The sequence below is a fragment of the Amphiplicatus metriothermophilus genome (assembly GCF_900199215.1).
Taxonomy (GTDB): Bacteria; Pseudomonadota; Alphaproteobacteria; order Caulobacterales; family Parvularculaceae; genus Amphiplicatus; species Amphiplicatus metriothermophilus.
The window spans coordinates 934,813-959,312 of record NZ_FZQA01000001.1; the positions used below are offsets into that span (position 1 = coordinate 934,813).

Here is a 24,500-nt window from a genome sequence, read left to right on the forward strand (position 1 = left end):
GGTGGACGTCATGCGCGCAGCGCGCCGGTTTCCAGCTCGACGCCGGCGGCGGCCAGGGATTGTTTAAGCGGCGCCAGAAAAGCCTTATACGCCGCTGTCGCGCGCAAATGCTCCCTGGACGGGGCTTTCCGGACCTGCGTCGCGCTGAAGGTCAGCACCGGCCGGTCCGCCTTGTAATATTCGAGGCAGCGTTCATCCCAGCCGAGCCCGCAGAAATCGATGAGACGCCGGATCTGCGCTTCGAAATCGGCGATCAGATCCTCATACTGAACGAAGGCGATCCCCGGCCCGATGGCCTCCGCCCAATGCGCAGCGATACGGGCGTATTCGCCGTAATAATGGCCGATATCGGACAGATCCGTGGCGAAAGGCCACTGGCGCGTGAAGTTGCGCCGGAAGATGGAGAAACCCGTTTCGACGGGATTTCTGCGGATGTGAATGACTCGCGCCTCGGGAAACAGGCGCCGGATGAGGCCGACGGCGAGAAAATTCTGCGGCTGCTTGTCGGCGACGAACCGCGCCCGGCCGCCGACCGCATATTTCGCGCACTGATCGAAATAAAGCCGCCGCCATGCGGCGCGCGCATCGGCGGGAAGCGGCCCGCCTTTCCATCCGGTGCGTTCCGCCCAGGCGAGAAACTCGCCGAGAATGAAAGGCAAGGCGGGGACTTCGCCCGCGCCGGTCACGTGCGGATGGGCGGCGAGCGCGTTTTCGAGAAGGGTCGTGCCGGAGCGCGGCATGCCGACGATGAAAATCGGCGCGGGATCGCCGTCAGCCCCTTCATCGCGCCACGGCGCGCCCTCGAGCGGATCGGCGGGAAACAGCGCGCGGAGCTTTCGCGTCAGCGCTTCCTGTTCATCGCGCCGGTAGGCATGGCCGCCGGTCTCGGCCTGCGCGCGCTTGACGGCGTTCGCGGCGGACCAGGCTTCGAAGGCGCCGGCCGCGTCCTTTCTCCTGTGCAGGGCGTCGCCTTTGGCGAACAGCAGGGTCGCGCGCGCCTCCGGCGACCAGGTCTTTTCTTCGGCGAGAGCGCCGATCTGCGCGAGCTCGGCGTCGTCGACGCGCCCGTCCGTCGCGTCGACGAGCAGGCCCCAGGCTTCCGCATGGCGCGGGTCGGCCTCGAGCGCGCGTCGGCAGAACCCAGCCGCATCGTCCAAGGCTCCGCGAAACAGGCTGCAGCGCGCGAGCCCGAAGATGGCCTCGGCGCAAGCCGGATCGCGCGCAAGCGCCCGGTTGAAGCAGTCGACGGCCTCCTCCAGGCGCCGGCCGCCCAGCTTGTATCGCCCGAGCGCGGCGAGATGTTCGGCGCGCGGCGCGGGTCCCGCGGCGAGCGGCGCGTAAACGGCGCAGGCCTGATCGTAATAGCCCTGCTGGCTCAGGGCGTAGGCGAGCGCGATGCGCGCTTCCTCCGCAGACGGATCGGTTTCAAGCCACGCCGTCGCGGCGGCTTCCAGATCGCTCCAGCGTCCGCGTTTGCGCGCCAGGTGGGCGCGCAGCCGCAAAACCTGCGCGCCGGCGCCTGTCGTCTCTAAGGCGGCGAGCGCCTGTTCGCATGTTTCGAGATCGTCCGTTTCAAGCGCCGCGCCTGCGAGAAGCAGCGCTGCGCCGGGATGATCCGGGTTCAGCCTGCAGGCCTGCCGTAGGGCCGTCAAAGCCTCTGCATATTTGCCGGCCTGGCCGAGAAGCTTGCCGAGCTGCGCCCAGGCTTCGAACAGGCCTGGCGCGTTCGCGGCCGCCCGATTCGCGGAAACCACTGCCTCGCGCAGCGCGCCCTCGCGCTCGCGCAGCATGGAATGATAAAGCGCGACGACGGGATTGTCCGGCGCCGATTCGGCGGCCCGCTCGATAAGCGCCGCGCCCGCGCGGTCTCCCGTTTCGATGCGGCATAGCCCGAGAAAGCTTTCTCCTTCCGGATCGCCAGGCCGCATGGCCAGAAACGCCCGACAGAGCCGCATCGCGGCGTCGTAGTCGTCAGCGAGTCGCGCCGCGCGCGCGTCCGCGAGGAGTTTTTGCTCGGGCGTCATCGAAACCGGAAGAGCTTAACACTGCCAGCCGGCGCGCCGGAACAGACCGGCGTTCCGTCGCGCCGCCGCGGGCGAAACGCGCCGAAACCGCCGAGGCGCGAGCCTTGAGGTTCCGGCGCGGGAGAGGAAGCGAGCCTAGGCCGCCAGCGTCTCGCCGCCGACCGGGCGGTTGCAGGGGCACAGTTCGTCCGTCTGCAGCGCGTCGAGCACGCGCAGCGTGTCCTGCGGATTGCGGCCGACATTGAGGTTGTTGACGTAGACGTGCTGGATCACGTTGTGCGGATCGACGATGAAGGTCGCCCGCAGCGCCACGCCTTCCGGCGAGCGGATGCCCAGCCCGTCGATCAGCGATCCCGTCGTGTCGGCGAACTGCCAGGCCGGATGGTTCTTGAGATCAGGATGGTCGCGCCGCCAGGCGAGCTTGCAGAACTCATTGTCCGAGCTGCCGCCGAGAACCACCGCGTCGCGGTCCTCGAACTCCTTGGCGAGGCGGCCGAACTCGGCGATCTCGGTCGGGCAGACGAAGGTGAAGTCTTTCGGATAGAAATAGATCACCTTCCATTTGCCCGGGAAGCTGTCCTGGGTGATCGTCTCGAAGGCCGATTCGCCGTTTTCTTCGTGGCTGTTGAACTTCGGCTTCACGCCGACCACGGAAAAGTCGGGAAGCTTGTCGCCTACACCAAGCATGCAATTCTCCTTGCCGATTAATGTGAATGAACCTTGCGAAGGCCTTGCGGCCCGCTCTCTACATAGGCGCCCTTGCGGATATGGCAAATAGATAATAGCTAAGATATTAATCGATCAAATCGATAGGGCCGCCCTATATGACTCCCTTGCCCACCTTGCGCCAGTTGCAGTTTTTCGCCGCGCTCGCGCGGCGCAAGTCGTTCTCCAAGGCGGCGGAGGACTGCCTAGTGTCGCAGTCGACGTTATCCTCCGCGATCAAGGAGCTTGAAGCCCTGCTCGGCCGCCAGCTCGTGGACCGTTCGACGCGCGTGTTCGCCCTGACCCCGGCGGGGGAGGAGATGGCGTCGCGGGTCGGCCCGATCCTCGCGCAAGTGGAGGATCTCGCGCGCGCGGCCGCAGCGCGCCGGCCTCTCGACGGGCCGTTTCATCTGGGCGTCATTCCGACCATCGCTCCGTTTCTGCTGCCGCGCGCCGCGCCGAAGCTCAAGAAGGCCTATCCGCGGCTCGAACTGTTCCTGCGCGAGGACCTGACCGCGAATCTGGTGGAGCGACTGTCGACGGGTCTGCTCGATGCGGCGGTGCTGGCCTTTCCCTATGACACGCCCGGCGCGGACGTCATCGATATCGGCGAGGACCCCTTCTGGTTCGCCGCGCCGCCGGACGATCCCCTCATCGGCAGGAAGAACGTGCGCTTCCGCGATCTCGAAAAGGCAAGGCTGCTGCTTCTCGAGGACGGCCACTGCCTGCGCGAGCATGCGCTTGCGGCCTGCCGGCTGCGCGATCCGGATGCCGCCGCTGCGTTCGGGGCGACGAGTCTGCTCACGCTTGCGCAGATGGTGCAGGCCGGACTGGGCGCGACCTTGCTGCCCGACATGGCGGTGCGTTCAGGTCTCGCCAGAACGGCCGGCGTCGCAGTCGCGCCCTTCGAGGATCCGCCGCCGGCGCGGCGCATCGGGCTCGCTTGGCGCAAGGGCTCGGGCCGGCGGGAGGAGGCCGAAGCGATCGCCGACGTGCTGCGCGCGAGCCTGCGGGAAATTCAGGCGGGCCGGGTTCAGGCCGGCAAGGCCGCCTGACGGGCCGCGGCGGCGCCGAGTCGCCTCAATCAGGATCGAAAAACCCCGGTTTCGCCCCGTTTCGGGACGCTTTCCCCCACGATCCGGCGCCAGGTTTGCGGGCAGGGAGAAAGAGACGATCCGGGGAGAGAGACCATGTCGGGGCTGGGGATTCTGACGATGACGATCATTCTGTTCGCCGGCGTCGTGAGCGCGCTCGGCGTTTCGAGCCTGTTCACTCTGTCGCGGCTGTAGACGGGCTTGCCGGCGCGGCCGCGGCGAGCGGCCCGTGCTTGATCTCGGCGATCCGTCCGCTCTCGGACATCAGGATTGCGATCGGCCGCGTCGCGCGGAACTGGGTCAGGATTATCATCAGGGTGACGGTGATCGGCACGGCGAGCAGCGCGCCTGCAAAGCCCCATATCGACCCCCATACGGCGAGAGAGAACAGCACCATAAGCGGGCTGAGGTTGAGGCTGCGCCCGACGAGGCGCGGCTCGACGAGCGTGCTCATGGTCTGTTCAAGCCCGACGAGCAGAAACAGCGTGACAAGCGCGAGGCGAAGGCCGCCTTCCGGCTGCACCAGCGCGAGGATGACCGGAAAGGCGTTGGCGACGATCGGACCGACGATCGGAATATAGTTCAGTACGAAGATCAAAAGCGCCCAGAAGCCAGGAAAATCGACGCCGAGCAGGCGCAGGATCGCATAGCTGCCTGACGCCGTTATGAGGTTTATGACCGTCTTCACGGTGATATACTGACGCACCATCGCGGCGATGTCGGCGATAGTCTCGTTGACGGCCTGGCGCTGCCCTTCGTCGCCGCTGATTTTCTCGATCTTGCGGAAGATGCGCCCGCGCTCCAGCAGCATGAAGACCGTATAGAGAAAGATCGTGAGCGAATTGGCGGTGAGGGCGCGCGCGCTCGATCCGATTTGCGAAAGCAGCGGATTGATCATGCCGAGCGCCGTGCGTCTGAGCTCGTCGACGCCGCCGACGAAATCCTCCGGCAGCGCGCCGAGCCGTTCAAGCCAGGCGACGCCCGCGGCGGTCAGATCGCGCAGGCGCGCTTCATAGCTCGGCGCGGCGGCGATCAGCGCCTCGACATTGCCGCGAATGATCTCGATAAGGAAGATCGTCAGCGAGACGATGAAGGCGAAGGCGAGAAGATAGCACAGCCAGTTCGGCAGGATGCGCCCGATCAGCGGGCCGGCCTTGATCGTCTCCTTCAGGGTGAAGATGAGAAAGCTCAGGAAGCCGGCGACCACCACCGGGATGAGCACCCCGCGCCCGACCCAGGCGATAAAGCCGATCAGCACGGCGAGCCCCAGCCCGGCCAGAAGACGCATCTGCCCCCCCGTCCTCGCGCTCGCCCCTTCGGCCATATTCGCCGCTCCGTAACCCGCCGTCCGGCTCCTAGCCCGATTTGCGCTTTCGGGCCAGCCGGCGCCGGCTCGCGGCCGGGACGGACGCCTGCTACAAGCGCGCCATGACGGCCGGAGCGCTGATTTTCCGCGAAATCGACTGGCGCGCGCCGCTCGACGCCTTCGCGCCGCTCGCCGGCGAGCCCTGGGCGGCGCTGCTGCATGGCGGCGCGCGCGCGCGTGAAACCGGCTGGTCGATCCTGGTCGCTTTTCCGGCGCGCCGGCTGGAGGCGCGGGGCGGGGCGGCTTTTCTTGACGGCGAACGAATCGACGCGGCGCCTTTCGCGGCCCTGCGCGCTCTCGCTGACGCGCGGCGGCTCGAGGCCGCGCCGGCCCCCTTGGCGGACGCGCCTTTCGCCTCCGGGCTGGTCGGCTTCATCGGCTATGAGATGGGCGGCGAACTCGAACCGACAGCGGCGGGTCCGGCCTCGCCTTTTACGCTGCCTGACATGGCGTTCGGCGCCTATGACGCGGCGGCGGTCTTCGATCGCAAGGCCCGGCGCTGTTTCGTCGCCGGGCGGCGCGCGTCGGCCGTCGAGCGATTGGCCGGCGCGCTGGGCCGCGCGCCGACGCCGGCGCGCCCGCCGCCGGCGATCCGCCTGTTGGCCTCCAATTTTTCCGCCGATGCTTATGAGCGCGCGATCGCCGGCGTCATCGAGCGCATTCGCGACGGCGCGCTGTTTCAGGCCAATCTCGCCCGGCGTCTGCGGGCCGAGGCGGACGCGCCGCTCGACGCGTTCGCCGTTTTTCAGCGGCTCGCCGAAGGCGACGCGCCTTTCGCGGCTATTCTTCAGCATGGGGACGGGACGATCGTCTCCAACTCGCCGGAGCGGTTTTTCAGTCTGAGGCGGGAAAGAGGCGGCTGGCGCGCGCGGGCCGAGCCGATCAAGGGCACGCGCCCGCGCGGGCGCGATCCGGCCGAGGACGACGCCCTCGCCCGCGCGCTGCTGGCGAGCGCGAAGGACCGCGCCGAGAACGTGATGATCGCGGACCTCGCGCGCAACGATCTTTCGCGAGTCTGCCGCGACGGTTCGATCCGAGAGGAGGCGGTCTGCGCGCTCGTCAGTCACGAGAGCGTGCATCATCTCGTCTCGCGCGTGAGCGGCCTGCTGCGCCCCGGTCTCGGCGCCGTCGACGCGGTCGAGGCGCTGTTTCCGTGCGGCTCGATCACCGGCGCGCCGAAGGTCGAGGCGATGAAGACGATCGCGGCGGTCGAAGGAGTCGGCCGCGGACCCTATTGCGGCGCGATCGGCTATATCGACGACCGGGGCGGGGCGGATTTCTCCGTGGCGATCCGCACCATGATCGTCGAAGGCGCGACGGCGACGTTTCCCGTCGGCGGCGGGATCACCCTGCGATCCGATCCGCAGGCGGAATATCATGAGACAGAAACGAAGGCGCGCGGCCTGCTCGCCGCCCTCGGCCTTTCGGGAAAGGCGCGCGCGGCGTGATCCTGATCGTCGACAATTACGACAGCTTCGTGCACAATCTCGCGCGCTATGTCCGCGAAGCGGGGGGCGAAACGCGCGTCCTGCGCAACGATGCGGCGCGCGCGGCGGAGATGATCGCGCTCGAGCCGGCGGCGGTCATACTCTCGCCCGGCCCGAAAGGCCCGGCGGAGGCGGGCGTCTGTCTCGATCTCATCGCGGCGCTGCCGCGCGCCACGCCGCTGCTCGGCGTGTGTCTCGGGCATCAGTGCCTTGTGGAGGCTTTCGGCGGACGGACGGTCCGCGCGCGCCGGCCGCTGCACGGCGAGGCGAGCCTGACGCGCCATGACGGAACGGGCGTGTTCGAGGGATTGCCCTCGCCGATCGAGACCGGTCGCTATCATTCGCTCATATCCGTACTCGGAGAATCGGACGCGCTCGTTTCCTGCGCCTGGAGCGAAGAGGGCGAAATCATGGCCGTGCGCCATCGCGCCGCGCCCTGGTTCGGCGTGCAATTTCACCCGGAGTCGCTGCTGACCCCGCACGGCCGCGCGATGATCGGGAATTTTCTGAAAAAGGCGGCCGGCGTCCGAATGACGGGCTAGCCGTTCAGCCAGTCCGGCGTCGTCTCTAGCGCGATCATGTCTTCGAAGCTCGGCCGGCGGCGCGTGACGGCGAAGCGCCCGCCGCTGACAAGGACCTCCGGCGCGAGAGGGCGGGCGTTATATTGCGAGGACAGCACCGCGCCGTATGCGCCCGCCGTCATGATCGCAACGAGATCGCCGGCGCGCAGCGGGGGCAGCGCGCGCGCGCGCGCGAACACGTCGCTCGACTCGCAGACCGGTCCGACCACGTCGTAAACCGTCCGCGCCGAATCGGGCGCGGGCTCGCGCACGGGACGAATGTCGTGCCAGGCGTCGTACAGCGCCGGGCGGATGAGATCGTTCATGCCGGCGTCGAGAATGAGAAAACGCCGGCGCTCGCCTTCCTTGTCGTAGATGACCCGCGCGACGAGCACGCCGGCGTTGCCGGCGATCATGCGCCCGGGCTCGCAGATGAGCTGCACGCCGAGCGGCTCGGCGATGCGGCGGATGAGGCGGGCGTACTCCTCCGGGTGCGGCGGATCGGCCGGCGCATCGCCGTAAGGCACGCCGAGCCCGCCCCCGACGTCGAGCCGCTCGATGGCGATTCCGTCTGCGCGCAAGGATTTCACGAGCTCGGCGACCTTGGCGAAGGCGGCCTCGAAGGGCGCCAGATCGGCGATCTGCGAGCCGATATGCAGATCGACGCCCTTGACGGCTATGCCTGGCAGGGACGCGGCGCGCCGGTAAAGATCGCGCGCGCGCGTCCAGGCGACGCCGAACTTGTCCTCCGCTTTGCCGGTCGAGATTTTCTCATGCCCGCCGGCCTTCACGTCCGGATTGACCCGGAAGGCGATGGACGCTTTCGTCCCTTTCGACTGGGCGACATCGTTGAGCGCGTCGAGCTCGGGCTCCGATTCGACATTGAACTGATGAATGCCTTCGTCGAGGGCGAGGGCCATTTCCTCGCGCGTCTTGCCGACGCCGGAAAAGACGATCCGGGCGGCGGGAACGCCGGCCGCCCGCGCGCGCCTGAGCTCGCCGCCGGAGACCACGTCTGCGCCGGCGCCTTCATTCGCCAGCAGCTTGAGCACGGCGAGATTGGCGTTCGCCTTCACCGAATAGGCGACCAGCGCGTCAAGCCCGCCGAACGCCTCGCGAAAGACGCGGACGTGCCGGCGCAGCGTCGCCGCGCTGTAACAGTAGAACGGCGTGCCGACCGCCGCGGCGATCGCCTCGATGCTTGCGTCCTCGGCGTGCAGAACACCGTTGCGGTAGGCGAAGTGGTGCACGGCGTCACCCGTTCGGAGATTCTTCCGCCGGCGGCTCCTGGGGCGGGCGCAGGGGCGCCTTCTTGCCGCAGGCGGCGAGGAACAGAAGCGCGGCGAGGGCGGCGGCGAGCAGTCTCATGGGGCTTTCTCCTGGGACAGACGATCGCGCCAGCGGGCGACCTGCGCGCGCACATTGTCCGGCGCGGTCCCGCCATAGGACGTGCGCGAAGCGACGGAGGCGTCGACGGACAGCACCGAATAGACCGCCTCGGTGATGCGCGGCTCGACGGCGCGCATGTCTTCGAGCGCCAGCCTGTCGAGCGTGAGGCCCTTTCTTTCGGCGAGCGCGACGATGCGCCCCGCGACGTGGTGGGCCTCGCGGAAAGGCATGTCGAGGGTCCGCACCAGCCAGTCGGCGAGGTCGGTCGCGGTCGAAAAGCCCCAGCCGGCCGCCGCGCGCATCCTCGCCTCGTCCATGGTCATGTCGGCGACCATGCCGGCGAGCGCCGCAAGCGCCAGCGCGAGATCGTCGAAGGCCTGGAAGGTCACGGCTTTGTCTTCCTGCATGTCCTTCGAATAGGCGAGCGGCAGGGCCTTCATCACCGTCAGTAGGCTGACGAGCGCGCCGGTCACGCGCCCCGTCTTGGCGCGGGCGAGCTCGGCCGCGTCGGGGTTCTTCTTCTGCGGCATGATCGAGGAGCCGGTGGAGAAGGCGTCCGACAGCTTTGCGAAGCCGAAATGCGGCGAGGTCCACAGCACGATCTCTTCGGCGAGGCGCGACAGATGGCCCGCGCAGATCGCCGCCGCCGACAGCGCCTCGAGCGCGAAATCGCGCGCCGAGACCGCGTCGAGCGAGTTCGCCATGGGCCGGTCGAAGCCGAGCGCGCCCGCCGTCGCGTCGCGGTCGATGGGAAAGGACGTGCCCGCCAGCGCCGCCGCGCCGAGGGGGCATTCGTTGAGCCGCCGGCGCGCGTCGGCGAAGCGGCCGCGGTCGCGCGCGAACATCTCCACATAGGCGAGGCAGTGATGGCCGAAGGTCACCGGCTGGGCCGTCTGCAAATGGGTGTAGCCGGGCATGACCGTCGCCGCATGGGTTTCGGCCTTGTCGAGCAGCGCCGCCTGCAGGGCTTTCAGGCCCGCCGCCGCGTCGTCGCAGGCGCGCCGCACCCACAGGCGGAAATCGGTGGCCACCTGATCGTTGCGCGAGCGCGCCGCATGCAGCCGCGCCGCCGGCTCGCCGATCAGCTCTTTCAGCCGCGCCTCGATGTTCAGATGGATGTCTTCGAGCTTGCGCGAGAAGGGAAAGGCGCCCGATTCGATCTCCTGCGCGATGCGGTCGAGGCCGCGGGCGATGGCCTCGGCGTCGGCGGGCGAGATGATCCCCTGCCTGGCGAGCATGGCGGCGTGGGCGCGCGAGCCTTCGATGTCCTCGCGCCACAATCGCCGGTCGACGTCGATCGAGACGTTGATCGCCTCCATGACGGCGGCGGGGCCTTCGGCGAAGCGACCGCCCCACATCTGGTTTTTTTCGCCGTTGTCCTTATCTGATTTCGACATCTTGGCTCGTCGGGCTGAAGGAGATCGACCGGTGCGCGTGTTCAGGTCGCCGCGTTTGTGGCTTTTCGCGTGGGGCGGGCTGGGCGCGCTTCTCGTCCTGTACGTCATCATCGCGGCGAGCGTCCAGCCCGGCGGCGGGCGCGCGGTCGGCGCAGGCGCGCGCGACCGCAGTCTGCTCGTCGGCGAGATGGCGGATTTCGAATACGCTTTCCCGCCGCGCGGCGCGCCGCAGGCGCCGTTTCTGCACGAGGGCCGCGAGATGACCCTCGCCGATTTCCGCGGCAAGGTGGTGCTGGTGAACTTCTGGGCCACCTGGTGCGCGCCCTGTCTGAAGGAGCTGCCGTCGCTCGACGCGCTGCAGGGCCGCCTCGGCGGGGAGGCGTTCGAGGTGGCGGCGATCGCCGCCGACCCCAGAGGCCCCGAAGCGGCGCGCGAATTCCTCGACAGGCTGGGGATCGAGCGGCTGAAGCTCTACGCCGACCCGCGCCTGCGGCTGGCGGCCTCCATCGGCGGGGGCGCCGTGCTGCCGGTGAGCATCCTCTATGACCGGGAGGGAAACGAGGTCGGCCGGCTCGTGGGCGAGGCCGATTGGGACAGCCCGGAGGCGCGCCGGCTCATCCGAAGCGTCATCGACGCCGGTTAGGCCCGTCCCGGCCGGGGTTGCGGCCTGCGGCCTTTCACGCCATGACGGACGCGGGAGCGGCCGGCGCCGCGCAAACCGCAATCTGGAAGGGGAGACTCCGATGAAACTGAGACCGCTTCTGCTGGCCGGGACGGCGGCGCTGGCGCTTGCAAGCTGCGGCAAGAAGGAGGAGGCGCGCGCGCCCGAAACGGCGACCAGCGCGGCGGCTGCGCGCGTCGACGCGCCCTCGCCCCTCGACAAGCCGTTCGCGCTGAAAGGCGCCGAAGCGGTCGAGGCGGAGGCCATCTTCGCGCTCCTTCCGGCGGCCGCGCGCCCGACCTATGAAAACGCATCCTTCGATGCGAAGCTCGGCGCGACGGTGGTGACCGGCCTGCGGTTTGCGGACGAGGACGGCGCCGGCGACGCGCTTCTGGTCGAGCGGGCGGAACTGTACGGCGTCGATCTTGACGCCGTCGAGCGGGTGAAGGCGGCGGAAACGGCTGCTCCAGACTCGCCCTTCGAGACGGTCTTTCAGAAAGTCCGGCTGTTCGGCGTCCGTCCGGAGGCGAAAGACGAGGCCGAGATCGTCGCCGGCGCGGTCGAGCTCGATCGGCTGCGCCTGCGCCAGGGGGCTTTCAGCGAGGCCGATACGACGGAAGGGGGCGCGATCGCGCGCTTCTTCAACGCCTTCGATCTGGCGGGCCTTTATTACAAGGACTTTTCTTTCAAGACCGCCGGCGACGCCGACATTCCCGCGATCGCGCTCGAAGCGCCGGATTTGCGGTTCGTGGGGCTCGGCGGCGGCAGGCTCCAGGCCGTCGTCGCCAACGATCTCGTCTATCGGTTCGAGCAAACCCCGGCCTCGCAGGCGGCGATGGCCGAGGCGCTCGGCCCGCAGGGCGCGTTTTTGATGAACGGCCCCCTGCGCGCCTTCATCGCGCCGCAAAGCCAGCGCGGGACCATCGAGACCTTCGACTGGCGCGGCGTCGATCTCTCCGGCTGGCTGAATTACGCGCTGAAGGGCGAGAAGCCGCCGCTGTCGGCGCGCAATCTGGTCAATCTCGGCGAGTTCAGGGCGAAGAATGTCGAGACCTTCATCGGCCAGCGTCGTTTGGCCAAGGCGGCGGAGGCGACTTTCTCGGCGACCGAATCGACCTGGCTCATCCCCTCGAAAGTCCGCAGCGAGACGAAAGGCGCGGTCTACGACTTCACCGCCTACGCGCCGGAAGGAGAAGAAGAGGCCGCCGAAATCCTGAAACGGCACGGCCTCGACTCGGTGAAGGCGGAGGGCAGTTTTTCCTGGGACTGGGACGGCGCGTCGGGCGCGGCGGGGCTGCGTAACGATTTCGAGTCCGACGGTCTGGCCGATTTCGATCTCAGCGTCGATCTTGCAGGATTGCAGATCGACAGAATCGAAACGGCGCTGGAGAACGGCGACGACGACGCCGTCGCTTCGCTCGCCGCCTTCAAGGGGCTCCATATGCGCCTCGCCGACGAGAAGATGCTCGACGCGATCTATGATCTCGCCGCCTTGCAGATGGGCGGGACCGGCGCCGATCTGCGCCAGTCGACGCCGGCCATGGTGCGTCTGTCGGGCGCGCAGGCGGCCCAGATCAGCCCGCGCTTCGCCGACTATGTGGAGGCCGTGGCGGCGTTTCTGGGAGAAGGCGGCGTGATCGAAGTCGCCGCGCATCCCGAAAAGCCCGTGCCCTTCGCGCAGATCGCGACGGCCGGCGCGGCGGGCCCCCAGGCCGTGCCGGACCTTCTCGACCTCAAGGTCACGCACAAGAAGAAGTAATCGCGCCGCGCGGCGCCGGCCGGCCTCAGGCCGCCTTGCGCACGACGACGGAGCCGGCGGAATAGCCTGCGCCGAAACCGGAGATGACGCCGATGTCGCCGACGGCGAGATCGGCGCGGCGCTTGTGAAACGCGATGATCGAGCCGGCCGAGGAGGTGTTGGCGTATTCGTCGAGCACGACGGGCGCCTCTTCGCGGCTCGCGTCGCGGCCCAGAACCTTCCGCACGATGAACTCGTTCATGGCGAGATTGGCCTGGTGCAGCCAGAAACGCTTCACTTGTTCGGGCGCGATTCCGAGATCGTCGAGATGAGACAGGATGAGCTCCCCGACCATGGGCACGACGTCCTTGAAGACCTTCCGGCCCTGCTGGATGAACAGCTTGTCCGTGTCCGGCGCATCCTGGGGATCGGCGGGCGCGCCGGTCTCGCGTTCGCAGCGGTTGAGGAAGCCGAAATTGTTGCGGATATTATTCGAGAAGACCGTTTTCAGCCGTACGCCGAGGATGTCGTAAGCCTCGCCGCGCGCCGGGCCGTCGATCCGCTCAAGGATCACGGCGGTCGCGACGTCGCCGAAAATGAAATGGCTGTCGCGGTTGCGGAAGTTGAGATGCGCCGTGCAGATCTCGGGATTGACCATCAGCACGCGCCGCGCTCCGGCGCGAATGAGCCCGCGAGCGGTCTCGATGCCGAAGGAGGCCGAGGCGCAGGCGACGTTCATGTCGAAAGCGAAGCCGTCGACGCCCAGCGCGTCCTGAATCTCGACGGCGACCGCCGGATAGGCGCGCTGAAGGTTCGAGGCCGCGCAGATGACGGCGTCGATGTCCTCCGGCCCGAGGCCGACCGCCGCCATCGCCTCGCGCGCGGCCGTCGCGCCCATCTCGGCGAGCACGGCGAGCGCCTCGTTCGGGCGCGGCGGCAGATGCGGCGCCATGCGGTCGATGTCGAGAATCCCGTCCTTGTCCATCACGTAACGGGACCTGATTCCGGAGGCCTTTTCGATGAACTCGGCCGATGACGGCTGCAGCGGTTCGATCAGGCCGGCCTCTATGTCCCCGGCGTGATCGGCGTTGTAGCGCTCGACATAGCGGTTGAACGACTCGACCAGCTCCTCGTTCGAGATGCTGTAGGACGGGGTGTAAAGGCCGGTGGCGACGATGCGGACGTCGGGCGCGGGCAGGGCGGTCATGGGCGTGAACTCTCATGGGTTATCATTATCTTTCTACTTTGCGGCGGACGGAGGGGTCAGGCAACAGCTCCGGCCAGTTTACGCACCGCCTTGTGACGCGGACAGCGCAGCTCGTGGTCGTTGACCATGCCGACGGCCTGCATGAAGGCGTAGACGATGACGGGGCCGCAGAACTTGAAGCCGAGGCGCTTGAGCTCTTTCGACATGGCCTCGCTTTCAGGCGTCTTCGTCGGCGCGTCCCTGTAATCCTTCAGCCTGTTGACGATGGGCTCGCCGCCGACGAAATCCCAGAGCAGGCCGGAAAATCCGTCGCCGCGTTTTTCCATCACGTCGAGAAAGGCGCGGGCGTTGCCGACGGCGGCTTCGATCTTCGTCCTTGAACGGATGATGCCGTCGTCCTTCAGAAGGCGCTCGATCTTCTTCGGCGTGTAGCGGGCGATCTTCTCCGGGTCGAAGCCGTCGAAGGCGCGGCGGAAATTCTCTCGCTTGTAGAGAATCGTCCGCCAGGAAAGGCCGGCTTGAAAGCCGTCGAGCACGAGCTTTTCAAAAAGAGCCCGATCGTCGCGTTCGGGTACGCCCCATTCCTCGTCGTGATAGCGCCGGTAAAGCGCGTCGCCGGGGGGCGCCCATGGGCAGGGAAGCTCGTTCGTCGAAGTCATAAGGGTCTCCGCGTTCGGGCCTCAGCCCTGCTGAAGCCAATCGGGAAAACGGATTTCGACCGGACGGCCCTCTACGCCCAGGGGCTCGCCCGCAGCGCGGGCAGCAGCGAGCCTGTCGAGGCGAATGAGAGCCAGGCCGGCGCCGTCGGCGGCGGACAGCATCTCGCCGATCGCGCTTCCGCCGCCGGTCACAGGCGCGCCCTTCGCCGGCGGCGGCCCGTCGAAAAAAACCTGCAACGTCCGTTTGCGGACCTCTCCCTTGCGCTTCATCCGGCTCGAGACCTCCTGACCGACGAAGCAGCCCTTCTTGTAGCTGACGCCGTTGAGAGCGTCATAGCCGACGTCGAGCAGGAACAGCTCCTCCGGGCCGAAGTCGCGGTCGAACTCGGGAACGCCGCGGGCCAGGCGATGGCGGTCATAGGCGGCCTCGTCCTGCGCTTCCGGCCCCAGCGCTTCTGCGAGCGCCGCCTTCGGGCCGATGAGGCGGGCGCCGAGCGTCGGCAGGCGCGGATCGGCGAAGCGGCGTACGCCCTCCGGCGCGGGGCCGGTCTCGCCGTTCCAGACGGCGCCGACGGCCCAGCCGTCGAGCGGCTCGATCGTCGCCCTGGCGCGCAGCCGGTAAAGGCTGAGCCGCTTGACGAGCGACCCGGCGGCCGCGGCGGCGACGTCGAGCAGGACTCCGTCCTGCTCGCCCAGCAGGATGAAATCGGCGAGGATCTTGCCCTGCGGCGTCAGCAGCGCCGCAAAGGCCGCCGCGTCGGGGGCGAGGCCCGCCACGTCCTGCGTGACCACATTGCTCAGAAAGGGCCGCGCGTCCGGGCCGGCGACGCGGATGACGGCGCGGGAGGATAGAAGGGCGGCGTCGGTCATGGCCGGTGATGTAGGCGCTCCCGGCGGCGGGGAAAAGACGCATCCCGCGCCGGCCTGCAGCGCGCGCCGGCGCGGGGGCTGGGAATGACCGCCGTCGGCCGCTATGAGAGCGGGGGGATACGGGAAGCCTGACGCATGGTGAAAACATTCGATCTGCTCCTCAAGAACGGGATCGTCGTCAATCATGACGGGGCCGGCCCCCGCGACGTCGGCGTGACGGCCGGGCGCATCGTCGAGATCGGCGCGCTTTCCAGCGCCGACGCCGGCGAGGTCGTCGATTGTGCGGGCCTGCACGTCCTGCCGGGGGTCATCGACAGCCAGGTCCATTTCCGCGAGCCCGGCGCGACGCATAAGGAGGATCTCGAAACGGGAAGCCGCGCCGCGGTGCTGGGCGGCGTCGTCGCCGTCTTCGAGATGCCCAACACCAGTCCGCTCACCACCACCGCAGAGGCGATCGGGGACAAGCTCGCCCGCGCGCGCGGGCGGATGTTCTGCGACCATGCCTTTTACGTCGGCGCCACCCATGAGAACGCCCGCGCGCTCGCCGAACTTGAGCTTCTGCCGGGCGTGTCGGGCGTGAAGATCTTCATGGGCGCCTCGACCGGCGATCTCCTGGTGCCGGACGACGAGGGCGTGCGCGAGGTGCTGCGCCATGGCCGCCGGCGCGTGGCGATTCACTCCGAGGACGAATCGATCCTGCGCGAAGCGAAGGCGCGCGCGCGGGCGGGCGACTGGACCTCGCATCCCGACGCGCGCCCGCCCGAAGCGGCCGTCGCCTCGACCAAGCGCCTGCTGAGGCTCGCGCGCGAGACCGGCCGACGCATTCATGTGCTGCATGTGTCGACGGCGGAGGAAATTCCGCTTCTCGCCGCCGCCAAGGACATCGCCACGGCCGAGGCGACGCCGCAGCACCTGACCCTCGCCGCGCCGGACTGCTACGAGCGATTGCAAGGCTTCGCGCAGATGAACCCGCCCGTGCGCGACGGCGTCCACCGCGCCGGGCTCTGGCGAGGCGTGGCGCAAGGCGTGATCGACGTGATCGGCTCCGACCATGCGCCCCATACGCGCGCGGAGAAGGAAAAGCCCTATCCCGCCTCGCCTTCGGGGATGCCGGGCGTGCAGACCCTCCTGCCCCTGATGCTCGATCACGTCGCGCAAGGCCGTCTCACCCTCGCCCGGCTCGTCGATCTCGTCTGCCATGGGCCCCAGCGAGTTTTCGGGATCGCCGGCAAGGGCCGCCTCGCCGTCGGCTATGACGCGGACTTCACCATCGTCGATCTCAAGGCGCGCCATACGATCGCCCATGCCGAGCAGGCGACGAAATGCGGCTGGACGCCGTTCGACGGCGTGACCGTGACCGGCTGGCCGGTCGGGACGATCATCCGGGGGCGGCGCGTGATGTGGGAGGGCGAGATCCTCGGCGCGCCGGCCGGCGCGCCCGTGCGCTTTCAGGAGACGCTGGGCCCCGCGCCCGCCTAAACGCGGCGTTCAGATCCTCATGCCAGCATCCAAGGACGGAGCCGGGGCGTTCCCGGCGCGCGAGGACGAGCGATGAACAGATCGGCCGCCCGCTCCCTCTTCAAGACGCCGCACGCCCGGCGCATGGCGCGCTTCGGCGCGGTGGGCGTGTTCAACACCGTCACCGACGCGAGCGTCTATGCGGGGCTCGTGGCGCTGGGCGCGCCGCCGCTGCTCGCCAACGCCGTCGGCTTCCTCTGCGCGAACATCCAGAGCTATGCGGTCAACGCCCATGTGACCTTTCGCGGCGCGGACGGGCGCGTCCGCCTGTCGCCCGGCGGCTATGCGAAGTTCGCGCTCGGCCATTCCCTCTCGCTCGTCCTGTCGAGCGTCATCATCTTCCTGACGGCCGGCTCGCTCGGGCCTTATCTTGCGAAGGGGCTCGCCATCGCCTGCAACTTTCTCGTCAATTACTGGGTGAGCGCGCGGTTCGTTTTCGCCGACACCGCCGAACGGTCCCGCAAGGCTTCGGACGCGCCGTAAACGGAAGGAGCCGGAAAGCGAAAGGGAGAAGGCGTCCGCCTTCTCCCCTTTGCAATCGGAAACGGAACGACGCTCGCGCGTCTATTCCGGCTGAATCGAAACCACGTTGCGCCCGAAACGCTTGGAGAACGCCACCCGTCCGCCGGTCAGCGCGAACAGCGTGTGGTCCTTGCCCATGCCGACGTTGACGCCGGGATGGAACTTGGTGCCGCGCTGGCGCACGAGGATGTTGCCCGGCGCGACGATCTCGCCGCCGAACTTCTTCACGCCGAGGCGCCGGCCTATGGAATCGCGCCCGTTCCTGGACGAGCCGCCAGCCTTTTTATGAGCCATGGTCGGTCTCCTTTAATCCGTATCTTGACTATTCATTGGACTCGCCTTCGGCGCGCTCGCGGTCGGTCTTCGCGCGCGGCGGCTTGCCGGCGACGAGCTCCCTGGCCTGCGCCGCCCACTCGTCGCGCTGGGCGCGCCCGTGCAGCTCCAGCGCTTCGTCCATCTTGGCGATCTCTTCTTCGCTCATCGCCGCGATCTGCTTGAGGGACGTGATCCCGTAGCCTTCGAGCTTTTCTTTCAGCTTCGGCCCCACGCCGCCGATCAGCGACACGTCGTCCTTGAAATCGGCCGCCGGGGCTTCCGCTTTCGCCTTGGATTCCGTCTTGGGCTTGGCCGCCTTCTTCGCCGCGGCCTTCTTCGCCGGCCTGGCGCCGTCGGTCAGAATGTCGGTCACGCGCAGCACGGTCAGATGCTGGCGGTGGCCTTTGGTGCGCCGGTAATTCTTGCGGCGGCGCTTCTTGAAGACGATGATCTTCTTCGCGCGGGTCTGCTCGACGATCTCGCCGGCCACGGCCGCGCCCTCCACGAAGGGCGCGCCGATCTTCACCTCGGCGCCGTCGCCGATCATCAGCACTTCATCGAGGGTGACGACGTCGCCCGCCTCGCCCGGCAGGCGCTCGATCCGGATCACGTCATCCTTGGCGACGCGATATTGCTTGCCGCCGGTCTTGACGACTGCGTACATGGTTCCGACTCCGCTGGCGCGCCTTCGCGCCCGTGTCCTTTTTGGCCCCGGTTTCTGCCGCCCGGTTGTCGAACAAGGCGCGCTCCCTAGCCCGCCGGGCCGCGCCCGTCAAGCCGCCGTAGAGCCGGCCTCAGGCCCCGCCGCGCAGGATGCGCCCGGCCACCGCGTCCAGTTTCGCGATCATCTCTGGGGAGCGCGCCTCGGGCGGGGTGATGACGGCATGATCGAGCACGGTCTCGATCCCGAGCGGGGAGGGGGTCCGCACGGGGCCGAGATCGCGGGTCAGCCGGTCGAGCAGCCGGCGCGCCGCCGCGGCGTTGGCCTTGAGGACCGCCAGCACGTCCCCGACCTCCACGGCCTTGTCGGTCTCGCGCCAGCAGTCATAGTCGGTGACCATCGCGACGCTGGCGTAGGGCAGCTCCGCCTCGCGCGCGAGTCGGACTTCCGGCATGTTGGTCATGCCGATCACGTCGCAGCCCCAGGCCCGGTAAAGACGGGATTCGGCGCGGGTGGAGAATTGCGGCCCGTCGATGCACACGTAAGTTCCCCGGTCGGCGAAAGGAACGCCGACGGCGCGGCAGGCCTGCGCGAGGGCTCCGCGCAGGCCCGGACAGACCGGCTCGGCCAGAGAGACATGGGCGACGAAACCCGGCCCGAAAAAGGATTTCTCCCGTCCGCTCGTGCGGTCGACGAACTGATCGACCAGCACGAACGTTCCCGGCGGCAGGTCCTCGCGCAGCGAACCGCAGGCCGAGAGCGAGACGACGTCGCTCGCGCCGGCGCGTTTGAGGGCGTCGATATTCGCCCGATAGTTGATCGCTCCCGGCGTCAACCGGTGGCCGACCCCGTGCCGGGCGAGGAAAATCACCCTGACGCCGTTGAGCCGGCCCCGGACGAGCGCGTCGGAGGGCGCGCCCCAGGGCGTGTCGAAATCGAGACGCTCGACATCATCGAGATCCTCGATCGCATAAACGCCCGATCCGCCGATGACGCCGAGAACCCGTTCCGTCATGATCCGCCTCTTTCTTGCCGCCGTTCGGGGCCGTTCGCCGCGCGATCCCGCTTAAGGGCAGGGGCGCAGGCCGCCCGCCAGTCTGATTTTCACCGTTCGGCGCGGCTTTCCAATTCACGAAAACGGGGATGAAACGTGAATAGTTATCCCCGCCCTTCGCAGCCGGCTTATGATCGCGCGCGAGACGGATCGGAAGGAGAAGCGATGAGCGTCGAACGAAACGGCCATGCCGCCCTGAAGCGTCGAATCGCGCGATTCGCGCCGCGCCGAATCGTTCGAAATCAGGCTGGAGCTCCCGCGGGGCCTAGTCGAGGCGCATTTCGACCTGTTGCGATTCGCACGATTCGCCCGGCGCCCGCCCCCTTTCGGGGGAATCGCCGACGGGCGGAAAAAGCCCGCGCGCTGGTAAGGGCTCGCCGGTCATGACTGCGCCCGCCGCAACCGTTCTGATCGTCAACTACGATTCGGGCGACCGGCTCGCAAAGTGCCTGGCGCATCTCGAACGCCAGACGCGCCGGGACTTCGAGACGATCGTCGTCGACAATCAGTCGACGGACGGCTCGCAGGCGGCGGCGCGGCGCGCGGGCGTCGTGCTGATCGAGGCCGGCGCCAATCTCGGCTTCGCCGCGGCGAACAATCTCGGCGCCAAGCGGGCGCGCGGCGAATGGCTCGTCTTCCTCAACCCCGACGCCTATCCCGCGCCCGACTGGTTCGAGAAGCTGATGGAAGGCGCGGCGCGCTATCCGTGGGCGGACGCCTTCGGCTCGGCCCAGCTCGATGCGGCCGATCCGGGCCGCATCGACGGCGCCGGCGACGTCTTTCACGTGCTCGGCGTTCCCTATCGCGGTCATTTCGGCTGGCCGGCGGAAAAGCTGCCTGCGGACGGGGAGTGCTTCGCGCCCTGCGCGGCGGCGGCGATGTATCGGCGCACGCGCTTCGACGCGCTCGGCGGGTTCGACGAGTCTTTCTTCTGCTATGGCGAAGACGTCGATCTCGGCTTTCGCCTGCGGCTCGCGGGCGGGCGCTGCGTGCAGCTCTCGCACGCGCGCGTGCTGCATGAGGGGTCAGGAGTGACTGGCCGGCGCAGCGACTTCACCGTCTATCACGGCAACCGCAACCGCATCTGGACGACTTACAAGAACATGCCGGGCGCGCTGTACTGGCCGCTCATGCCGTTACGGATCGCGGCCGACCTTTGCTTTCTTGCGCGCGCCTACTCGGTCGGGACCGGGCCGAGCTACGCCCGCGCCCTGCGCGACGGCTATGGCGGCCTCGCCGCGCTCAAGGAGAAACGCCGCGCGATCCAGAAGGCCCGGCGCGTTTCCGCCTTCGCGCTCGCCCGGATGCTCGTCTGGTCCCCGGTCCGAATGCTCCGGCGCGAAGGAGCGCTGCGCCCTTTGCGCGCGGCGATAGGGCGGCATGAATCTGGAACGGCGAATCCGCTTCCCGAGCGGAGCCGGGCGAAAGCGCCATGATCCGGGCTGACGTCATGGAACGGGCGAGAGGGTCGGGTTGGCCTGCCGGCTGGGCTATTGTAAAGCCGGTGCGGCTGTTCGGCGCCCGAAATCGAAGAGGGGATTTGTGAGATTACTCGTAACAGGCGGCGCAGGGTTCATCGGCTCGGCGGTGACGCGCCAGGCCGTCGCCGCCGGCCATGACGTGCTGGTGGTCGACAAGCTCACCTATGCGGCCAATCTCGACAATCTGGCGCCGGTCGCCGGATCGAACCGCTATCGCTTCGAGCAGGCCGACATCGCCGACGGCGCGCGCATGCGCGCCCTGCTGGCCGATTTCCGGCCCGACGCCGTGATGAATCTTGCGGCCGAAAGCCATGTGGACCGGTCCATCGACGGGCCGGCCGACTTCATCGAGACCAACATCGTGGGAACCTTCCGCCTCCTGGAAGCGGCGCGCGACTATGTCGCCGCGGGCGAGGCTCCGTCGGGTTTCCGCTTTCATCACATCTCCACCGACGAGGTGTTCGGCAGCCTCGGGCCCGACGACGGCGCGTTCGTCGAGACCTCGCCCTATCAGCCGAACTCTCCCTATTCGGCCTCCAAGGCCGCCTCCGACATGCTGGCGCGGGCCTGGGGCGAGACCTATCGCCTGCCGGTCGTCGTCTCGAACTGCTCGAACAATTACGGGCCGTATCAGTTTCCCGAAAAGCTCATTCCCGTCGTCATTCTCTCCGCGCTCGCCGGCAAGCCGATCCCGGTCTACGGCAGGGGCGAGAACGTGCGCGACTGGCTTTATGTAGAGGACCACGCCGACGCCCTCCTGCTGATCGCGCAGAACGGCGTTCCGGGCGAGACCTATAATGTCGGCGGACGGGCCGAGCGGCGGAACATCGATCTCGTGCGCGCGATCTGCCGGCTGCTCGACGCGCGCCGGCCCGACGGCGCGCCCAAGGGCGGTCATGAAAGCCTCATCGAGTTCGTGGAAGACCGGCCGGGCCACGATCTGCGCTATGCGGTGGACTGCGCCAAGATCGAGCGCGCGCTCGGCTGGCGTCCGGCGACGGGCCTCGATGAAGGCCTTGCGCGCACGGTCGACTGGTATCTCGCCAATGAGGAATGGGTCGAGCGCATCCGTGCGCGCGGCTTCGACGGCGCCCGGCTGGGGCTCGGCGGGGCGCGCAAGGCGGCCGCGCCGACGGCGGGCTGAGCCATGAGGGTTCTGCTCTTCGGCGCGAACGGGCAGGTGGGGACGGAAATCCGTCGTCGGGCGGGAGGCGACGTCGCGATCGTCGCTCTCGACCGGGCGCGCTGCGATCTGTCTCAGGCGGGTGCCGCGGCCCGCGCGATCGAGCGGGAGGCCTGCGACGCCGTCGTCAACGCCGCCGCCTACACCGCCGTCGACAGGGCCGAGAGCGAGCCCGATCTCGCCGGGCGGATCAACGCCGAAGCGCCGCGCGAGATGGCCGAGGCCGCGGCGGCGAAGAGGGTTCCGCTAATTCATCTGTCTACTGATTATGTTTTCGACGGAACGGCGTCGCGGCCCTATCGCGAAGACGATCCGGTCGCGCCGCTGGGCGTCTACGGCGCGACGAAGCTGAAGGGCGAGGAGGCGGTCGCCGCCGGCGGCGGCGCCTATGCGATTTTGCGGCTGTCCTGGGTCTTCTCCGCACACGGATCGAATTTCGTGAAGACCATGCTGCGCCTTGCGCGCGAGCGGCCGGCCCTGCGCGTCGTCGCCGACCAGCGGGGCAAGCCGACGCCGGCGGCGGACGCCGCCGAAGCGGCGCTGCTCGTCGCGCGCGCGCTTCTCGCCGATCCCGCCAGGTCGGGGCTTTATCATTTCGCCGGCGACGCGCCGGCGAGCTGGGCGGATTTCGCCGAAGCGATCATGGCCGAGGCCGGGCTCGCCGTTCCGGTGGAGCGCATCGCGACGGCGGATTTCCCGACCCCCGCGCGCCGGCCGGCCTGGTCCGTGCTCGACACGGCGAAGTTCGAGCGGGTCTTCGCCCGGCCGGCGCCGTCCTGGCGCGCCGGGCTCGAATCCGTCGTCGCCGAGCTCGGCGCGCCCGAAAAGGAGGAAGGCCGATGAAAGGCATCGTGCTCGCCGGGGGCTCCGGCACGCGGCTCCATCCGATCACGCGCGGCGTGTCGAAGCAGCTTCTGCCGATCTACGACAAGCCGATGGTCTATTATCCGATCAGCGTGCTGATGCTGGCCGGCATCCGCGAGATCCTCGTCATCACGACGCCGGAAGACCGACCGAATTTCGAACGCCTGCTGGGCGACGGGGCCGAGTTGGGCGTGCGTTTTTCCTACGCCGTCCAGCCCCGGCCCGAAGGGCTCGCCCAGGCGTTCGTCATCGGGGAGGACTTCATCGCCGGCGACAGATGCGCCCTCGTTCTCGGCGACAACATCTTTTACGGCCACGGCCTGCAGGACCTGCTCGTCGAGGCGGCGAAGCTGACGCGCGGGGCTGAGATCTTCGCCTATCAGGTGGCGGACCCGGAGCGCTACGGGGTGGTCGAATTCGGCCCCGACGGGACCGTGCGCTCCATCGAGGAAAAGCCGGCCAGGCCGAAGTCGCGCTTCGCCGCCACGGGGCTGTATTTTTACGACGAGACGGTCTGCGCGCGCGCGAAGGAGGTGAAGCCGTCGGCCCGCGGCGAGCTGGAGATCACCACGCTCAACGAGATGTACATGCGCGACGGGCTGCTGCGCGCGCACATGCTGGGCCGGGGCTTCGCCTGGCTCGACACCGGCACGCATGAGTCGCTTCTCGAAGCGGCGCATTTCGTCCAGACCATCGAGGCGCGCCAGGGCCTCAAGATCGCCTGCCTCGAGGAGATCGCCTATCGGCGCGGCTGGATCGGCCGCGAGGCGCTTCTGGCGCTGGCGGGGCCGCTCATGAAGACCAGCTACGGGCGCTATCTCGCGCGCCTCGCGGACGGGGAGGAGTAGAGGCGTTGAGAGCTATTTGTAGCGCGGATTGAAAAAAACGCGGCCGCCGCCTAATGCCTGCGCGGCCGGCCCCAAAAGAGGCGCGCCCGGAAGGACCGCCCGGTACCAAGTCTGGCGCGGATGGTGCCAGCCGACTGTTTCGGCCACGAGGCCCGTTTGGCGGCAGGCAGCGAGCACCGTTTCGCGCCGATATCTGACGCATGACGGATAGGCCCAGCCTTTTTTTTCTTCCCCAGACAGACTCTTGGCGTATGACGAACTTTCCTCATCAATCGCTGTAAATAAGAACTGCCCATCGGGCTTAAGCTGATTTCTGATCACACGCAGCGCCATTTCAAATTGATCGAAACCAGTGTGAGAGAAGATAGATTGAGCAAGAACGCAATCGAAAGCGACGCCAGAATCATCGAATTGGAAATCTTCGCGCGCGCTGAATCGTGGTCGTTTGATCTTTGTGATATCCTGGCCGACTTCCTTTTCTAGCGCCGTACGCCATAGATGGGCGTTAGGCTCGATTCCGAAATATCGGTCCGGCAGCAAATACTGGATGAAGTATTTTCCGGCGCGCAAGGATCCGCACCCGACATCTAGAACCCGGTGCTCTTCCTGTAGACCGAGCGATATAGCCAGAGCGAACTGGGTCGCTCCCATTACATCATACTGTGACGGCGGTCCGACATATGCGCGGTAATGATCACTGCCAGCCGGGAGGGCACGCGACCGTATTATATCGTGTTCCAGAGTAGTTTCGGCGGGCTGACCTGCTCCCCGGATTGTCCTCGTTCAGAAGTTGAGTCTGTTCCGGGTTTGGTCCTTCTCTGACCGGTTGTAGTATTCCCGCGGCGTGAGCCCGTCGAGGCTCGTATGCGGGCGGTGATGGTTGTAGTCGTCGCGCCA

The 24,500-nt window shown here is 68.0% G+C and carries 25 protein-coding genes; 11 read left to right on the forward strand and 14 right to left on the reverse strand.

The window, feature by feature from the left end; all coding sequences use genetic code 11:
• Positions 1 to 8: 8 nt before the first annotated feature.
• Both CHB64_RS04580 and CHB64_RS04585 read right to left on the reverse strand, forming a co-directional pair.
• The gene (locus tag CHB64_RS04580) at positions 9 to 2,024 is read right to left on the reverse strand and encodes a tetratricopeptide repeat-containing sulfotransferase family protein (protein WP_089411369.1); all 2,016 of its coding nucleotides are present in this window, start codon (positions 2,022 to 2,024) and stop codon (positions 9 to 11) included.
• Positions 2,025 to 2,159: 135 nt separating this feature from the next.
• Entirely contained in the window at positions 2,160 to 2,711 is a 552-nt protein-coding gene (locus CHB64_RS04585; protein ID WP_089411370.1) for a peroxiredoxin, read from the reverse strand.
• A gap of 137 nt (positions 2,712 to 2,848) precedes the next feature.
• Here CHB64_RS04585 and CHB64_RS04590 point away from each other — a divergent pair, with 137 nt between their 5' ends.
• Positions 2,849 to 3,784, forward strand: coding sequence for a hydrogen peroxide-inducible genes activator (locus CHB64_RS04590; RefSeq protein WP_089411371.1), 936 nt, complete (start codon positions 2,849 to 2,851; stop codon positions 3,782 to 3,784).
• 214 nt (positions 3,785 to 3,998) lie between these two features.
• Here the strand turns inward: CHB64_RS04590 and CHB64_RS04595 are convergent, their stop codons facing one another.
• Complete coding sequence (locus CHB64_RS04595) at positions 3,999 to 5,111, reverse strand: AI-2E family transporter (RefSeq protein WP_159462413.1); 1,113 nt, start codon at positions 5,109 to 5,111, stop codon at positions 3,999 to 4,001.
• 140 nt (positions 5,112 to 5,251) lie between these two features.
• On the opposite strand from CHB64_RS04595, the gene CHB64_RS04600 reads away from it, so the two are divergent.
• Together CHB64_RS04600 and CHB64_RS04605 are read left to right on the forward strand one after the other, a co-directional pair.
• Positions 5,252 to 6,637 (forward strand): anthranilate synthase component I family protein, encoded by a 1,386-nt coding sequence (locus CHB64_RS04600; protein ID WP_143265938.1) that lies wholly within the window; start codon positions 5,252 to 5,254, stop codon positions 6,635 to 6,637.
• Positions 6,634 to 7,218 (forward strand): anthranilate synthase component II, encoded by a 585-nt coding sequence (locus CHB64_RS04605; RefSeq protein WP_089411374.1) that lies wholly within the window; start codon positions 6,634 to 6,636, stop codon positions 7,216 to 7,218. Before CHB64_RS04600 ends, CHB64_RS04605 begins: the two co-directional genes overlap by 4 nt.
• Here CHB64_RS04605 and lysA read toward each other — a convergent pair.
• Genes lysA through argH form a run of 3 tightly spaced genes read right to left on the reverse strand, consistent with a single transcriptional unit; the run spans position 7,215 to position 9,983 of the window.
• A complete protein-coding gene (gene lysA / locus CHB64_RS04610; RefSeq protein WP_089411375.1) occupies positions 7,215 to 8,486 on the reverse strand; it encodes a diaminopimelate decarboxylase in 1,272 nt (423 codons plus the stop codon). The genes CHB64_RS04605 and lysA overlap by 4 nt on opposite strands.
• A gap of 4 nt (positions 8,487 to 8,490) precedes the next feature.
• Positions 8,491 to 8,604, reverse strand: a complete 114-nt coding sequence (lptM, locus tag CHB64_RS15725) for an LPS translocon maturation chaperone LptM (protein WP_375790370.1) — start codon at positions 8,602 to 8,604, stop codon at positions 8,491 to 8,493.
• Positions 8,601 to 9,983 (reverse strand): argininosuccinate lyase, encoded by a 1,383-nt coding sequence (argH, locus tag CHB64_RS04615; protein ID WP_089411376.1) that lies wholly within the window; start codon positions 9,981 to 9,983, stop codon positions 8,601 to 8,603. Before argH ends, lptM begins: the two co-directional genes overlap by 4 nt.
• A gap of 70 nt (positions 9,984 to 10,053) precedes the next feature.
• Here argH and CHB64_RS04620 point away from each other — a divergent pair, with 70 nt between their 5' ends.
• Together CHB64_RS04620 and CHB64_RS04625 are read left to right on the forward strand one after the other, a co-directional pair.
• Entirely contained in the window at positions 10,054 to 10,665 is a 612-nt protein-coding gene (locus tag CHB64_RS04620; RefSeq protein ID WP_159462414.1) for a TlpA family protein disulfide reductase, read from the forward strand.
• A gap of 100 nt (positions 10,666 to 10,765) precedes the next feature.
• A complete protein-coding gene (locus tag CHB64_RS04625; protein WP_089411377.1) occupies positions 10,766 to 12,442 on the forward strand; it encodes a hypothetical protein in 1,677 nt (558 codons plus the stop codon).
• Positions 12,443 to 12,467: 25 nt separating this feature from the next.
• Here the strand turns inward: CHB64_RS04625 and CHB64_RS04630 are convergent, their stop codons facing one another.
• The 3 genes from CHB64_RS04630 to ygfZ are packed head-to-tail and all read right to left on the reverse strand — an operon-like array spanning position 12,468 to position 15,157.
• Positions 12,468 to 13,628: a beta-ketoacyl-ACP synthase III gene (locus CHB64_RS04630; RefSeq protein WP_089411378.1), complete on the reverse strand. Its 1,161-nt coding sequence runs from the start codon at positions 13,626 to 13,628 to the stop codon at positions 12,468 to 12,470.
• A gap of 56 nt (positions 13,629 to 13,684) precedes the next feature.
• Positions 13,685 to 14,287, reverse strand: a complete 603-nt coding sequence (locus CHB64_RS04635) for a DNA-3-methyladenine glycosylase I (RefSeq protein WP_089411379.1) — start codon at positions 14,285 to 14,287, stop codon at positions 13,685 to 13,687.
• Between the two features lie 21 nt (positions 14,288 to 14,308).
• The gene (ygfZ, locus tag CHB64_RS04640) at positions 14,309 to 15,157 is read right to left on the reverse strand and encodes a CAF17-like 4Fe-4S cluster assembly/insertion protein YgfZ (RefSeq protein ID WP_089411380.1); all 849 of its coding nucleotides are present in this window, start codon (positions 15,155 to 15,157) and stop codon (positions 14,309 to 14,311) included.
• A gap of 135 nt (positions 15,158 to 15,292) precedes the next feature.
• Here ygfZ and CHB64_RS04645 point away from each other — a divergent pair, with 135 nt between their 5' ends.
• Both CHB64_RS04645 and CHB64_RS04650 read left to right on the forward strand, forming a co-directional pair.
• Positions 15,293 to 16,636 carry a dihydroorotase gene (locus CHB64_RS04645; protein ID WP_089411381.1) on the forward strand — a complete coding sequence of 448 codons (1,344 nt, stop codon included), beginning with the start codon at positions 15,293 to 15,295 and terminating at the stop codon, positions 16,634 to 16,636.
• A 72-nt stretch (positions 16,637 to 16,708) separates the two neighbouring features.
• Positions 16,709 to 17,158, forward strand: coding sequence for a GtrA family protein (locus CHB64_RS04650; RefSeq protein WP_089411382.1), 450 nt, complete (start codon positions 16,709 to 16,711; stop codon positions 17,156 to 17,158).
• An 81-nt stretch (positions 17,159 to 17,239) separates the two neighbouring features.
• Here the strand turns inward: CHB64_RS04650 and rpmA are convergent, their stop codons facing one another.
• The 3 genes from rpmA to CHB64_RS04665 form a co-directional block, all read right to left on the reverse strand.
• Positions 17,240 to 17,491 (reverse strand): 50S ribosomal protein L27, encoded by a 252-nt coding sequence (gene rpmA / locus CHB64_RS04655; RefSeq protein WP_089411383.1) that lies wholly within the window; start codon positions 17,489 to 17,491, stop codon positions 17,240 to 17,242.
• 28 nt (positions 17,492 to 17,519) lie between these two features.
• Positions 17,520 to 18,176: a 50S ribosomal protein L21 gene (locus CHB64_RS04660; protein WP_089411384.1), complete on the reverse strand. Its 657-nt coding sequence runs from the start codon at positions 18,174 to 18,176 to the stop codon at positions 17,520 to 17,522.
• A gap of 130 nt (positions 18,177 to 18,306) precedes the next feature.
• A complete protein-coding gene (locus CHB64_RS04665; protein WP_089411385.1) occupies positions 18,307 to 19,188 on the reverse strand; it encodes an S-methyl-5'-thioadenosine phosphorylase in 882 nt (293 codons plus the stop codon).
• Between the two features lie 422 nt (positions 19,189 to 19,610).
• Between CHB64_RS04665 and CHB64_RS04670 the strand changes: the two genes are divergently transcribed.
• The 4 genes from CHB64_RS04670 (at position 19,611) to rfbA (ending at position 23,603) form a co-directional block, all read left to right on the forward strand.
• The gene (locus CHB64_RS04670) at positions 19,611 to 20,663 is read left to right on the forward strand and encodes a glycosyltransferase family 2 protein (RefSeq protein ID WP_089411386.1); all 1,053 of its coding nucleotides are present in this window, start codon (positions 19,611 to 19,613) and stop codon (positions 20,661 to 20,663) included.
• A gap of 106 nt (positions 20,664 to 20,769) precedes the next feature.
• Positions 20,770 to 21,852 (forward strand): dTDP-glucose 4,6-dehydratase, encoded by a 1,083-nt coding sequence (rfbB, locus tag CHB64_RS04675; RefSeq protein WP_089411387.1) that lies wholly within the window; start codon positions 20,770 to 20,772, stop codon positions 21,850 to 21,852.
• 3 nt (positions 21,853 to 21,855) lie between these two features.
• Positions 21,856 to 22,734, forward strand: a complete 879-nt coding sequence (gene rfbD, locus CHB64_RS04680) for a dTDP-4-dehydrorhamnose reductase (RefSeq protein WP_089411388.1) — start codon at positions 21,856 to 21,858, stop codon at positions 22,732 to 22,734.
• The gene (rfbA, locus tag CHB64_RS04685) at positions 22,731 to 23,603 is read left to right on the forward strand and encodes a glucose-1-phosphate thymidylyltransferase RfbA (RefSeq protein ID WP_089411389.1); all 873 of its coding nucleotides are present in this window, start codon (positions 22,731 to 22,733) and stop codon (positions 23,601 to 23,603) included. The genes rfbD and rfbA overlap by 4 nt, the downstream gene beginning before the upstream one ends.
• A gap of 12 nt (positions 23,604 to 23,615) precedes the next feature.
• Here the strand turns inward: rfbA and CHB64_RS04690 are convergent, their stop codons facing one another.
• Positions 23,616 to 24,254 carry a class I SAM-dependent methyltransferase gene (locus CHB64_RS04690; RefSeq protein ID WP_089411390.1) on the reverse strand — a complete coding sequence of 213 codons (639 nt, stop codon included), beginning with the start codon at positions 24,252 to 24,254 and terminating at the stop codon, positions 23,616 to 23,618.
• 132 nt (positions 24,255 to 24,386) lie between these two features.
• The coding region (locus tag CHB64_RS04695; RefSeq protein WP_143265939.1) for an integrase core domain-containing protein at positions 24,387 to 24,500 on the reverse strand (114 nt) is incomplete at its 5' end.

Bases quoted from the DNA above. Each gene is read 5' to 3' on its own strand.
- CHB64_RS04650 (WP_089411382.1), top strand. From the start codon at position 16,709: ATGAACAGATCGGCCGCCCGCTCCCTCTTCAAGACGCCGCACGCCCGG.
- CHB64_RS04635 (WP_089411379.1), bottom strand. From the start codon at position 14,287: ATGACTTCGACGAACGAGCTTCCCTGCCCATGGGCGCCCCCCGGCGAC.
- argH (WP_089411376.1), bottom strand. From the start codon at position 9,983: ATGTGGGGCGGTCGCTTCGCCGAAGGCCCCGCCGCCGTCATGGAGGCG.
- CHB64_RS04600 (WP_143265938.1), top strand. From the start codon at position 5,252: ATGACGGCCGGAGCGCTGATTTTCCGCGAAATCGACTGGCGCGCGCCG.
- CHB64_RS04665 (WP_089411385.1), bottom strand. From the start codon at position 19,188: ATGACGGAACGGGTTCTCGGCGTCATCGGCGGATCGGGCGTTTATGCG.
- CHB64_RS04630 (WP_089411378.1), bottom strand. From the start codon at position 13,628: ATGACCGCCCTGCCCGCGCCCGACGTCCGCATCGTCGCCACCGGCCTT.
- CHB64_RS04690 (WP_089411390.1), bottom strand. From the start codon at position 24,254: ATGGGAGCGACCCAGTTCGCTCTGGCTATATCGCTCGGTCTACAGGAA.
- rpmA (WP_089411383.1), bottom strand. From the start codon at position 17,491: ATGGCTCATAAAAAGGCTGGCGGCTCGTCCAGGAACGGGCGCGATTCC.
- CHB64_RS04670 (WP_089411386.1), top strand. From the start codon at position 19,611: ATGACTGCGCCCGCCGCAACCGTTCTGATCGTCAACTACGATTCGGGC.
- CHB64_RS04660 (WP_089411384.1), bottom strand. From the start codon at position 18,176: ATGTACGCAGTCGTCAAGACCGGCGGCAAGCAATATCGCGTCGCCAAG.
- CHB64_RS04645 (WP_089411381.1), top strand. From the start codon at position 15,293: ATGGTGAAAACATTCGATCTGCTCCTCAAGAACGGGATCGTCGTCAAT.
- CHB64_RS04590 (WP_089411371.1), top strand. From the start codon at position 2,849: ATGACTCCCTTGCCCACCTTGCGCCAGTTGCAGTTTTTCGCCGCGCTC.
- lptM (WP_375790370.1), bottom strand. From the start codon at position 8,604: ATGAGACTGCTCGCCGCCGCCCTCGCCGCGCTTCTGTTCCTCGCCGCC.
- CHB64_RS04585 (WP_089411370.1), bottom strand. From the start codon at position 2,711: ATGCTTGGTGTAGGCGACAAGCTTCCCGACTTTTCCGTGGTCGGCGTG.
- rfbA (WP_089411389.1), top strand. From the start codon at position 22,731: ATGAAAGGCATCGTGCTCGCCGGGGGCTCCGGCACGCGGCTCCATCCG.
- CHB64_RS04625 (WP_089411377.1), top strand. From the start codon at position 10,766: ATGAAACTGAGACCGCTTCTGCTGGCCGGGACGGCGGCGCTGGCGCTT.
- CHB64_RS04580 (WP_089411369.1), bottom strand. From the start codon at position 2,024: ATGACGCCCGAGCAAAAACTCCTCGCGGACGCGCGCGCGGCGCGACTC.
- rfbD (WP_089411388.1), top strand. From the start codon at position 21,856: ATGAGGGTTCTGCTCTTCGGCGCGAACGGGCAGGTGGGGACGGAAATC.
- ygfZ (WP_089411380.1), bottom strand. From the start codon at position 15,157: ATGACCGACGCCGCCCTTCTATCCTCCCGCGCCGTCATCCGCGTCGCC.
- CHB64_RS04595 (WP_159462413.1), bottom strand. From the start codon at position 5,111: ATGCGTCTTCTGGCCGGGCTGGGGCTCGCCGTGCTGATCGGCTTTATC.